General features: G+C 66.4%; 8 protein-coding genes. 5 read left to right on the top strand and 3 right to left on the bottom strand.

All coding sequences use genetic code 11. From position 1 onward, the window contains the following. The first annotated feature begins 269 nt into the window (after window positions 1-269). Genes ACWDXS_RS30825 through ACWDXS_RS30815 form a run of 3 tightly spaced genes read left to right on the top strand, consistent with a single transcriptional unit; the run spans window position 270 to window position 5,156 of the window. The gene (locus ACWDXS_RS30825) at window positions 270-2,480 is read left to right on the top strand and encodes an MMPL family transporter (protein ID WP_449971105.1); all 2,211 of its coding nucleotides are present in this window, start codon (window positions 270-272) and stop codon (window positions 2,478-2,480) included. Between the two features lie 17 nt (window positions 2,481-2,497). After that, window positions 2,498-4,066 carry an ArnT family glycosyltransferase gene (locus tag ACWDXS_RS30820; protein ID WP_449971102.1) on the top strand — a complete coding sequence of 523 codons (1,569 nt, stop codon included), beginning with the start codon at window positions 2,498-2,500 and terminating at the stop codon, window positions 4,064-4,066. After that, window positions 4,056-5,156, top strand: a complete 1,101-nt coding sequence (locus tag ACWDXS_RS30815; protein ID WP_449971099.1) for an alpha/beta hydrolase — start codon at window positions 4,056-4,058, stop codon at window positions 5,154-5,156. The genes ACWDXS_RS30820 and ACWDXS_RS30815 overlap by 11 nt, the downstream gene beginning before the upstream one ends. 64 nt (window positions 5,157-5,220) lie before the next feature. Here the strand turns inward: ACWDXS_RS30815 and ACWDXS_RS30810 are convergent, their stop codons facing one another. Further along, window positions 5,221-6,429: an esterase/lipase family protein gene (locus tag ACWDXS_RS30810; protein ID WP_387446556.1), complete on the bottom strand. Its 1,209-nt coding sequence runs from the start codon at window positions 6,427-6,429 to the stop codon at window positions 5,221-5,223. Between the two features lie 229 nt (window positions 6,430-6,658). Here ACWDXS_RS30810 and ACWDXS_RS30805 point away from each other — a divergent pair, with 229 nt between their 5' ends. After that, the gene (locus ACWDXS_RS30805) at window positions 6,659-7,306 is read left to right on the top strand and encodes a TetR/AcrR family transcriptional regulator (RefSeq protein WP_378997051.1); all 648 of its coding nucleotides are present in this window, start codon (window positions 6,659-6,661) and stop codon (window positions 7,304-7,306) included. An 8-nt stretch (window positions 7,307-7,314) separates the two neighbouring features. Here the strand turns inward: ACWDXS_RS30805 and ACWDXS_RS30800 are convergent, their stop codons facing one another. Beyond that, window positions 7,315-8,127, bottom strand: coding sequence for a DUF4129 domain-containing protein (locus ACWDXS_RS30800; RefSeq protein ID WP_449971095.1), 813 nt, complete (start codon window positions 8,125-8,127; stop codon window positions 7,315-7,317). A gap of 866 nt (window positions 8,128-8,993) precedes the next feature. Then, entirely contained in the window at window positions 8,994-9,809 is an 816-nt protein-coding gene (locus tag ACWDXS_RS30795) for an NAD(P)H-binding protein (protein ID WP_449971092.1), read from the bottom strand. A gap of 237 nt (window positions 9,810-10,046) precedes the next feature. On the opposite strand from ACWDXS_RS30795, the gene ACWDXS_RS30790 reads away from it, so the two are divergent. Next, on the top strand, window positions 10,047-11,690 hold a 1,644-nt coding region (locus ACWDXS_RS30790; protein ID WP_449971089.1), incomplete at its 3' end, for a (Fe-S)-binding protein.

Genomic DNA, 11,690 nt, shown 5'->3' with positions numbered 1-11,690 from the left:
ATTTCCTCCGGCTCGACCGGCCTGTGGCATGTGACCGTTGGTGTCAACGTAGAAGCCCACCCCCGCGGCGATCGTGGCGATTACCGACCTCTGGAATTTCGGACGGGTAATCGCGCGGTCTCCTGTGATCGGGCCCAGAGCGCGAAGTCATGGCTCACAACAGCATTCCGAGAATCGTTGTGACCGGCCGCAACATTGCGCGGTAGCGACCGAAAAGGCAGGCGACTCCTGACAAGTTCGACCACATCGCGAGCAGTTGGGAGGCGAATGTGTTCGCCGAGTTGACACAATGGGCAGACACCGTCGTGCGGCGGCGATATCTGGTGATCTTGATAATGGTGACCGGATTACTGGCACTGGGCACCTACGGGCTCGGACTCGGCGCGGATCTCAGTGCGAAGGGCTTCGACGATCCGTCCTCGGAATCGGTGCGCGCGGCACACGTGCGCGACAACGCGTTCGGCCGTGATCACAGCAGCGACGTGCTCCTGCTGGTGCGGGCGCCCGAAGGCACCACCATCGACGATCCGGCTTTCGCCGCGACGGTCGTGGCGGGCCTGAACACTCTGCCGCAGCGGTTCCCGAACGAGATCGACCGCGTCAACGGCGCGTATTGGCCGACCGATACCGGCGTGGCGATTCCCGAGGTCTTCGGATCCCCCGACCGTGACTACGCGTTCGCCTCGGTCGCGGTCAGCGGCCTCGACCCCACCGAACAGGGCCGCAATTACCGCAAGATCGCCGAGGAGTTCGTGATCCCCGGAGTCGAGGTCGAACTCGCCGGCGGACAACCGGTCGCACTCGCGTTGAACGACACCATGGTTCAGGATCAGCGCCGGGTGGAGTTGTTCGCCGTCCCCGCGGTCGCGATCCTGCTGTTCTTCCTGTTCGGCGGCGTCGTCGCCGCGGCGCTGCCGCTGATCGTCGGCGGACTCACCATGCTCGGCGCGTGGGGACTGCTGCGCTGCCTCACCGCGGTCACCGAGGTGAACTCCTTCGTCTCCCCGGTCGTTTCGATGATCGGGCTCGGCCTGGCGATCGACTACGGACTGTTCGTGCTCAGCCGGTTCCGCGAGGAACTCGCCGACGGACGCACTGTCGACGATGCGGTCCGGCGCTCGGTGACCACGGCGGGACGCACTGTGTTGTTCTCCGCCTTGATCGTGGTGGTCGCGGCAGCCGGAATTCTGGTGTTCCCGCAGGGCTTCCTGCGGTCGTTCGCCTACGGCGCGATCATCACCATCTCCCTGGCCGCACTGACCTCGATCACCCTTCTCCCCGCGATGCTGGCCGTACTGGGCAGGCGCGTCGACTGGCTCGGCGTCGACTGGTTCCGTAAACCGGTCGCGAGAGATCGTGTTCCCGGCAACGGCTGGGGCCGATTCGCCGCGGGAGTCATGAAACGTCCACTGGTGGTGGCCGTTCCGATCTGCCTCGGGCTGCTGCTGCTCATCGTCCCGATCCAGAATCTGGCCTTCGGTTCCATCAACGAGCGGTTTCTCCCGCCGTCGCATCCGACGCGCCTGGCCCAGCAGCACTTCGACGAACTGTTCCCATTGCGCCAGATCGACCCGATCGACCTTGTCATCGTCACCTTCGACCCCAAGACCGCCGATACCGTGCGCGCCGACGCCAACCACGCCCCCGGCCTGGCCGCGCCGTTCGCCGAACCGATGCAGTCGCCGTTCCAGCCCCAGGTCCTCACCACCCAGACCGTGCTCGCCGGATCCGGCGATGCCGAGGCGACCATCGACTACCTGCGCTCGATGCCTTTACCGCCCGGCACGACGCTGATGGTCGGTGGGCAGCCCGCCGTGGAGAAGGACAGCATCGACGCGCTGGTCGAGCGGATGCCGCTGATGGTCCTGTTCGTCTTCCTGGCCAGCACGCTACTGCTGGCGCTGACGTTCGGTTCGCTGGTGCTGCCGCTCAAAGCAGCCGTGCTGAATCTGCTCGGGCTCGGCGCCACACTGGGCGTGCTCACCTGGGTCTTCATCGACGGGCACGGCGCGGGGGTGTTCGGCTTCACCCCGCAACCGATCATGTCGCTGGTCCTGGTCGTGATCGTGTCGGTGGTCTACGGGCTCTCGACCGACTACGAGGTATTCCTGCTGTCACGCATCGTCGAAGCCAGGGCCGCGGGCGCTTCCACCACCGAAGCCGTGCAGGCGGGTATCGCCCGGACGGGCCGCATCATCACCGCGGCCGCGGTGATCCTGCTGGTGGTCACCGGCGCGTTCGCACTGTCGGATCTGCTGATGATGCAGTACATCGCCTTCGGCATGGTGACCGCACTGTTCATCGACGCCACCATCCTGCGGATGCTGCTGGTGCCCGCGTCCATGCGGCTGCTCGGCGACGCCTGCTGGTGGGCGCCGGCGTGGCTCGAACGCCTGCGGCCCGCGCCGCAACACCAGACCCTCACCCACCCGACACCTTCCGGAGCTGCTCCGACGCCAGTCCGCGGCGACCGGGACTGAACCCGCGGAGTACCACCATGAACGTCCGGAGCGGCACCGTCGAGGTGCCCGCCGCCCCCCTCCGCACGCTGCCCGCCTTCGCGTGGCGCGAGGTATCGATCGTCGCCGCCGTGGCCGCCATCCTGTTCCTCGCCAGGATCGACCGCTATCGGATCGGCGGTGACGAACTGTATTTCCTCGCGGCCGGACGGCATCCGTCGGTGAGCTATGCCGATCAGGGCCCGCTGGTTCCGCTGCTGGCGGCACTGTCGAACCACCTCGCACCGGGATCCACAGTGGCACTGCGGGTACCCGCGCTGCTGTTCACAGTGCTGGCCATCGTGCTCAGCGCGGTGATGGCCAGGGAGTTCGGCGGCGGCCGACTCCCCCAGACCGTCGCCGCGCTCGCCTACGCGACCACCCCGATGGCGGTGATGCAATCGGCGATGCTGAGCACCTTCGCCCTCGACATCACCTTGACGGCGGTGCTCGCGTGGCTGCTGATCCGCTGGGTGCGCACTCGCGAGGACTACCTGTTGGTCGCGGCGGGGTTCGTCGCCGCCGTCGACTTCCAGGTCAAGTGGCTGATTCCGATCATCTGGGCAGTGCTCGCGCTCGGCGTGGCCGTGTTCGGGCCGCGGGAGATGCTGCGCAGGCCCGCGTGGTGGCTCGGCTCGGCTCTGCTCGCGGGGTCGGCGGTCCCGATTCTGTGGTGGCAGCACAGCAATGGCTGGCCACAGCTGGCGATGGGCGCGATCGTGCGCGATGAGCAGCTCGCCACCGCCGGGGTTCTCGCGGCGCCGTGGACGATGATTCAGGTCACCGGTGCGGCCGGTCTGCTGTTGCTCGCCGGCATGTGGGCCGGGCTGCGCGCGCAGCGGTTCCGTCCGTACTACTTCCTGATCCCGATGATCGCGATCGGGCTGGGCGCGGTGGTGCTGGCGGGCCTGCGCCCCTACTTCGTGGCCGGTGCTTTCCCCGGGCTGTTCGCCGCGGGCGCGGTGTATCTGGCGGACCGGGGTATCACGCGACGCGGCGCGATCATCGGCGGTGGCTTCGGCACGCTGGCTACCGCGATCTGCGTCGCGCTCGTCGTCGCGCTGCCCCTACCGGAGTCGGCGTTGCGGCAGTCGACGACCGACTATTCCCAGATCCACTCGCGCAGTGTGCTTTTCGGTCCGAGCGGTTGGGACGACCTGGTCACCGCGGTTGCCGAGACCTATCACCGGATACCGCCGCGGCAGCGCGAGGGTGTGGTGATCGTGACCCAGAACTATTGGCAGGCAGCGGCACTCGAGGAATTCGGGCCTGCCGCCGGTCTTCCCGCGGTGTTCAGTCCGAACCGCGGCTATGGCTACTTCGGCGCCCCACCCGACACCGCGACCACGGTGCTCTACCTCGGGGTCGACGGTCCCGACACCGCGCTGCGTACCCGTTTCACGCAGACGACGCTGCTGACCCGCGTCGACGAGCCCCTCGGCTTTCCCGGCGTGAACCGCGGCGTCGCGCTGTGGCTGTGCGACGGCCCGAGCGAACCGTGGTCGGCGCTGTGGCCCGACGCCAAGGAACTGCGCCTGGTCGACGGAACGAGTCGGCATGGGCGATAACGACGCAGCAGTGAACGGAGACAAGACAGTGCGCAATTCGATGGTGCGACGGCTCGCGCTCACGGTGGCGGTCGCCGCCGCGGGCCTGCCCGTCGTCGCGACGGCGCAGGCGGCCCCGGACCTGGTGGCCGCCCGTGCCATGGCGGCGGCGCTGCCCGCACCGAACGGCTCCTACGCCGTCGCGGCCGCGGCGAACGGGCCGGGCACGGTGATCGATGTGACCGTGCACTCCGCGGCGATGAATCGACCGGTCACCGTCGCGGTCATTCCCGCCGCCGACCCCGAGGCGCCCGCCGGCTCGCTGTATCTGATCAACGGCGTCGACGGTGGCACCGACACCCCCGACTGGCGCGAGGGCAGCAACTGGTTCACCAAGACCGACGCCCTCGACTTCTTCGCCGCGAAACAGGCGAACATCGTGATGCCGATCGGCGGTGCGGGCACCTTCTACACCGACTGGCAGGCCGACGATCCCGGTACCGGACGCAACCGCTGGCTGACCTTCCTCACCACCGAACTGCCGCCGATCATCGATTCGGCCTTCCACGGGACCGGCCGCGACGCCGTCGCCGGACTGTCGATGGCCAGCTCGGCGGTCTTCCGGATGGCACAGCAAGCACCGCAGCGGTTTCAGATGGTCGGCTCGTTCAGCGGCTGCATCCAGACCAGCAACCCGGCCGGACAGGCGATGGTGGCCTCGATCGTCACCGCGCGCCGCGGCAACCCGCTCAACATGTGGGGACCACCCACCGATCCGGCCTGGACGGCCAATGACGCCGCCCTCAATGCCGAGAAGCTACGCGGAGTTCAGGTGTATGTGAGCACCGGCAACGGCCTGCCCGGCCCGCTGGACACCTTGAACGGCCCTGGTATCCAGCGCAATCCGGTGAAACTGCTCGATCAGCTGCTCATCGGCGGCGTACTCGACGGGATCACCGTGGTGTGCACCGCGTTGCTGCGTGACCGCCTGGCCGCCCTGGATATCCCGGCGACCTTCGATTTCCGCCCGGCGGGCACGCATTCGTGGGGCTACTGGGAGCAGGACATGCACACCTATTGGGAACGCGCCGCCGCGCTGCTCGTCCCCTGAACACACGAAAATCGGGTGCATCGCGACCAAGCCGTGCCGCGATGCACCCGAATCGTCCGCTCGTCTACAGGGAGCCACCACCCCCGATCAGCCACGGATTGAACGTGCAGGTCAGGTTCGGGTTCTGCACCGGATCGAGCGCGCGCAGCGCGATCGACAAAGCACGCGGCGAGTACATCATCGTCAGGTGATCGGAGATGTCCTGCTCGCACCCTTCCTGCAGCACAACGTTGTTGACCGTCGAGCCGGGGCCCTGGTCGAGGAACGTCAGCTCGTACGGATTCGTCACCTCGTCGTAGCGCGTGCCGACCACGGTGTAATCGACACCGGGAACGGTGTCACCGTTGGCGTTGAGCGTCTTGACGAAATCCGAACCGACGGTCTGCTGGATACCGGCGTGGCCGACGAAGATCTCGATCGGACCCAGCACATCGATACCCAGGTTGTTGACCATGCGACCCAGGGCGCCGATGCCGTCGAGGCTGGTGCCGTGGTGGGTGGCGCCGAAGGTGATCAGCTTGTTGACCTTGGCCGCGCCGCCCTCGTACTTGGTGTACCAGTTCGCCATCGACCCACCTTGGGAGTGCGCGATGATGTCGACCTCGTCGGAACCGGTGGCCGCGAGGACCCGGTCCACGAACGCCGCGGTCTGCTTCGCCGAATCCTGGATGTAGCCGGTGCCCATGACACCGGGCAGGAACGAACCGAGCCCGCCGCCTTCGACGATGTTGGAACGGCCGTAGTTGAACGTGAACGTGCAGTAGCCGGCGTCCTTGATCGGCTGGCCCATGTAGGCGTACCCGTTGTAGGCGTTCATCCAGGTGCCGTGCAACAACACCACCGGTCGCGGATGCTGCGCGGTCGGCTTGCAGTTCCAATCGTTGGTGCCGGGAGCACCCGCGTCGGGATTGAGCAGTCCGTAGCCGAACGCGGGCAGGAACGCCGTCGACGCGGGGCCGATAGCGCCCGGGTCGGAGGAGTAGCCGCCCGAGGAGCCCGAGCTGGAGCCGGAACCACCGAGGCAGTCGCCGGAGCCGTTACCCGAGCCCGCACCGCTACCGGAGGTACAGGCCGACCCCGTGCCGCCGAGCCCGCCGTCGGTACCCCAGGCCACATCGCGGCCCTGGTGGATGATTTCGGCCAGCTGCTGTTCGGTGGGTTCGGACGCCGGGTCAGCCGCCGCCCCCGCCCCGGAGAGGGCGACAGCAACAACGCTGACGCCCATCAGTATTGCCGCACGCACCGAGCGTGTGCGGCCACGAGTAATGGTCATGCAAGGTCTGCCTTTCCGAATGCGAAAAAGGAATCGGCTCGTAAGCCGTCCCGAACGTATGCCGGAACAACCGGCACGGAAATCGCTTCCGGTCAGGTGTGTGCACCTCACCATTCACTGTCGCGGAACCCCATGGCCGCGCACAGGAAATATTATTCCGCGCAATGCGGACCACCTTTCGGAATATTTCCACGAGAATCAGTGCAGCAGATGGCCGAAAGGAATACCGATGCCACCGAAACCCGTCGACCGGCGGATCCGGCCGAAGCAGGAGCGGGCGAAGGCGACCCGGGAACACATTCTCGACACCGCCGCCGAACTGTTCGGGCAGCGGGGAATCGACAACACCTCCACCAATGTCATCGCGGCGCAGGCGCACGTCAGTATCGGAACGCTGTACCGCTACTTTCCGGAGCGGTCGTTTCTCGTCGACGAACTCCTCGATCGGCTCATCGCCGATGTCGAGCAGGAGTTCACCCAGCGGGTATTCAGCCTGCCCGTGGCGACGTCGCCCAGGAGCAGCGACGACTTTGTCGCCATCGCCTCCGAGATACTCGATGTCTTCGCCGAGGTGCTGATCGCGAAGTCGGATCTGGTTCGCGCGCTCGTCGGCAGTGTGCAGTTCTACAGCAGCGGGTTACCCGAATTCGAGCCGCGATTGCGAATGCTGGTCAAGCTCATCGTGATCCAGTTCGTCGGGCCCGGCGACGACCGTGACAACGACATGATGTCCTGGGTTCTGGTCAACACCGGATTCGCCGCGGTCGTGCGCGCTTCGGCCGACGACGTGGCCGACGGCGACCGCGCCGCCGCCATCGCCATGACCGCGCGGATGATCGGCACCTGGCTGTACGGCGAGATGCGGGGCCGCGACTAGCACTGGGCTCACACCGGCACCTCGTCGCGGGACTGGAGGTCGGCGAGAACCAGGCGCAGCAGCTGTTCGGCCCGGATACGCTGCCAGCCCAGCATCGCGTGCGGACTGAACCTGGCTTCCTCGAACAGCGCGACCAGCTCGTGTGCGCCGTCGTCGTGCAGCACGCCGCTGTCGAAAGCCCGCTCCAGCACTTCCCTCGGCGTATCCGAGATCAACGGCGCCGCGGCACGATCCGCGGCCAACCCGGCCTCCATGGCCACATAGCAGGCGATCACCGCGGTCCGTGGATCCTGACCTGGCGCGTTCATCGCCGCCAGTCCCATCTCGGCGGCCCTGGTCAGCGAGTCGACCGTCTTCGAGACCTGCTCCTCGGTCAGTTCCACGCTGTCGACCAGCGGCGCCCGGCCTGCGACGGTGACGCCGACGAGACCGGCCACCGCGATGCCGATCAGCACGATCGCCAGGCCCGCGGCTCCCAGCAACGCCATCCCGCTCAGACGCGACGAGTCGACCGCCGAATCGACCACCTGCACATCGACAGCGGCGGGCGCACCGGGCTGTCCCGCTTGCGCCGGTGTCACCGAGGCGACCGGTGTCGGCTGACGCCGTGCGCCGGGCAAGACGAACAGCATGGTGATACCGACCGCGAACGTCAGCGCGACGGTACTGAGCGCGATCGGGGCCAGCACCGCGAACCGCGTGAACGACAGACGAACCCGGAGACCGTGTTCGACCGCGGGCATCGCCAACGGCAGCCGATGCTGACTGACGATGACGCCCGCGAGCAAGATCACCACCGATACCAGCAGCAAGACCGGCATCAACGCGACAGCGACCGGCGAAGTCCCACCGGTTTCACTGGGAACAACGGTCCCAGGTAAACGCCCGTGCAGCGCGATAATCGCCGCGACAATCAGAACGACCGCCGCTACCAGACGACCTATTGGCGCCAATACTTTTCCCACAGACCTACCGCCGAACCCCTGGATGCCACCCGAAATGCCCACATAATGACATTTCCCCCGGCCCTCGGGAACCGACCGCACAAGATTTGGTCGAATTCCCTCAGGGCCCCCGGATTCCTTGTCTCCGACAACATTTCCTACCGCGAGGCAAGAAATATTCCCGCGCGATCATCTCTGCTCGGGGCGTCCCCACACCGTCGGGTCCGGCGGTGGCCAGCCATCCGCCCCCGGCAGCGGAAGGTCTGACACGGCACTTGATCGATCGGGGCTCGACGAATCGGCTATCCGATGCCATCCACCTCGAAGCGGACGTGGCGCCGGCGGTGTCGCGGAGCTCGGCGGCGCCACGACAGGGGGAGCCGCTACCGGCGGCGGTGCCGGTCGCGGGTGCCGGCTCGGCTCGGTGCGGCGCGACCGCGTCACCCGCACGATCACGAGGACGACGATGATCACGAGCACCGGGACCAGCAGGAGCGCGAGCCACGACAGGTAGCGCACGAGTTGCAAGTATCTCGCGGATTCCGGCGGCGGCTCGGGCGTCGGAGCCTGTGCGAGCACGGGACCCACAGCGTCGTGTACGGCGAGAAGGACAGTGCTCACCGGACCCCCTCCCGGAAAACCAAGCGCCGCAATCGGATACCCGACCAGTGTGCACCCCGTCCGGCGCCTCCGCATCGTTTCCGTGACCGGTTTCCTCGATGGCCGCCGCAGCCCGGGGTGTGTCAGTCGGCGAGAAACCGGGCGGCGTTCGCGTGCGCCCATCGATCGAACGTGGTGGCGGGGTGGCCGGTGATGTCTTCGACACTGGTGGTGGGCAGGGATTCCGGCGGCGGGGCGAAATCGAGCAGGACGTTGTCGACATACCAGGCCGAGTTGTCGCCCATGGTGGGTTGCAGCGCGGTGATGGTCTCCTCGCGGGTGGAGGTGCGGAAGGTGATCTCGCGGTCGAGGGCATCGGAGAGGTGCGCGACCAGGTTCGCGCGAGTGAGGACCTGCGGGCCCGCGAGGGAGTGCGCGCGGCCGAGGTGACCGTCCTCCAGCAGGGCGGTCGCGGCTACGGCGGCGATGTCGTTCATGGCGATGGGAGCACTGGCGGTGCCGGGGTGCGGCTCATGAACAGCACCGGTGTCACGGATCTGCTGAGACCACGTCAGGGTGTTCTCCATGAAGTCGGCGGGCCACAGATGAGTCCATGCCAAGCCGCTGCCCTCGACGGCGTTACACACACTGCCCCACCAGCTTTCGGGCTCGCCCGACAGATCCACGACGTGCCGCACCCCGGCTGCCCGCGCCAGCTCGAGGACCTCGGTGACATTGTCCGGCGAAGGTGCGAGATACATCCGGTCGACACCCTCGAACGCCGCGGGCAAGCCGGCCGGTCGCCCCAGATGCCCCCGCGCCACCTGAACGCCGGCGGGCAGCGCCGCCTTGGTGGGGTTGATGGTCAGCGCGCGAATGTCGGTCACACCGCGCGCGATCAGCTGATCCACGACCATGCGCCCGATATTGGCCGTCGCCCCGGTAACCAGGATTGTCATCGGTTTCCCTCCGTCTCGGTTCGTTGGACCACTCGATCCTGCCAACGAAATCCGAGCCGCGCACATGGCAATTTCGGGTGGGATCGCAGGCAGGTTCCCAAGTCCGCAGCGCTGCACCGAATCTGGTTGCCCGGGGCTTTCGCCGCTGCCGAATCGGTGCTAATTTGGCACCAGACATCAAGTTACTGGCCAGTAACATACTTGTGTTGCAGGTCAGCGGGGACAGGGGGCAACACTGTGAGCACTGTGACGATCACACTCGGCGTCATCGGCGTCATCATCACCGCGATCTGCTGGGGGTCACTGGCTCTCGGCCTGTCCCGGATGATTCGCGTTCTCCGCAGCGGTCAGCCCGACCGGTCACGGATCGGCCCCGTGCTGCCACGGATGAAGACCGTCGTCGTCGAGGTTCTCGCGCACACGAGAATGAACAAGTTCCGGACTGTCGGTTGGGCCCACTGGCTCGTGATGGTCGGGTTCCTGCTCGGCATGGTGTTCTACTTCGAGTCCTACGGACAGACCTTCGACCCGGAGTTCGGCTGGCCGATCATCGGCGACACGTTCGGCTACCACCTGCTGGAGGAAATCCTCGGTCTCGCCACAGTGATCGGAATCCTGGTGCTGATCACCATCCGGCAGCGCAACCACCCCCGCAGGCCCGAGCGCCTCTCCCGGTTCAGCGGGTCGAATCTCGTTGCCGCGTACGCCATCGAGACGATCGTGCTCATCCACGGCCTCGGTGACGTCCTGCTCAAGGCGGGCAAGATCGCCACTTACGGTGGTGGACACGCGTCGAGTGATCTGTTCACCATGCAGATCGCGCGGCTGATGCCTGCCGCCCCGCTGATGATCTCGCTCTTCGCGTTCATCAAGATGCTGGCCGGGGCGGCGTTCCTCTATCTGATCGGCCGCCACCTCACCTGGGGTGTTGCCTGGCACCGGATTTCGGCCTTCTTCAACATCTATTTCAAGCGCGAAGGCGACGGTGGCGTCGCGCTCGGCGCGGCCAAGCCCATGATGTCCGGGGGCGGTGTCCTCGACCTGGAGACCGCCGACCCCGACGTCGACACGCTCGGCGTCGGCAAGGTCGAAGACTTCACCTGGAAGGGCTTGCTCGACTTCACCACCTGCACCGAGTGCGGTCGCTGCCAGTCGCAGTGCCCCGCCTGGAACACCGGAAAGCCGTTGTCCCCCAAGCTGCTCATCACTTCGCTGCGTGATCACACCTATGCCAAGGCGCCCTATCTGCTCGATGGTGCCGACAAGATTTCCGAGGCCGCGCGTGCCGAGGCGGATCGTCCGCTGGTCGGTGGCGAGGATGTCCACGGCATCATCGATCCCGAGGTGTTGTGGTCGTGCACGACCTGTGGTGCGTGTGTCGAGCAGTGCCCGGTCGATATCGAGCACGTCGATCACATCATCGATATGCGCCGCTACCAGGTGTTGATCGAGTCGGAGTTCCCCTCCGAGCTGGCCGGTTTGTTCAAGAACCTCGAGAACAAGGGCAACCCGTGGGGGCAGAACTCCAAGGACCGCCTCAACTGGATCAAGGAAGTCGATTTCGACATCCCGGTCTTCGGCAAGGACGCCGACAGCTTCGACGGCTACGAGTACCTGTTCTGGGTCGGGTGTGCCGGTGCCTACGAGGACCGGGCCAAGAAGACCACCAAGGCCGTGGCCGAGCTGCTGGCGACCGCGGGCACGAAGTTCATGGTGCTGGGTGCGGAAGAGACCTGCACCGGTGACTCGGCGCGTCGTGCGGGTAACGAGTTCTTGTTCCAGCAGTTGGCGTTGCAGAACATCGAGGTCATCAACTCGGTGTTCGAGGGTGTCGAGCAGTCCAAGAAGAAGATCGTTGTCACGTGCGCGCATTGCTTCAAC

It is taken from the genome of Nocardia sp. NPDC003183, from assembly GCF_053590715.1.
Note: the sequence above shows the minus strand (reverse complement) of the source record. Positions and strands in the feature narration are given on the sequence as shown.

What these genes read in the sequence shown, in the direction of transcription:
- ACWDXS_RS30820 (WP_449971102.1), top strand. Translation starts at nt 2,498, where the DNA reads ATGAACGTCCGGAGCGGCACCGTCGAGGTGCCCGCCGCCCCCCTCCGC.
- ACWDXS_RS30815 (WP_449971099.1), top strand. Translation starts at nt 4,056, where the DNA reads ATGGGCGATAACGACGCAGCAGTGAACGGAGACAAGACAGTGCGCAAT.
- ACWDXS_RS30810 (WP_387446556.1), bottom strand. Translation starts at nt 6,429, where the DNA reads ATGACCATTACTCGTGGCCGCACACGCTCGGTGCGTGCGGCAATACTG.
- ACWDXS_RS30805 (WP_378997051.1), top strand. Translation starts at nt 6,659, where the DNA reads ATGCCACCGAAACCCGTCGACCGGCGGATCCGGCCGAAGCAGGAGCGG.
- ACWDXS_RS30800 (WP_449971095.1), bottom strand. Translation starts at nt 8,127, where the DNA reads ATGCCGGTCTTGCTGCTGGTATCGGTGGTGATCTTGCTCGCGGGCGTC.
- ACWDXS_RS30795 (WP_449971092.1), bottom strand. Translation starts at nt 9,809, where the DNA reads ATGACAATCCTGGTTACCGGGGCGACGGCCAATATCGGGCGCATGGTC.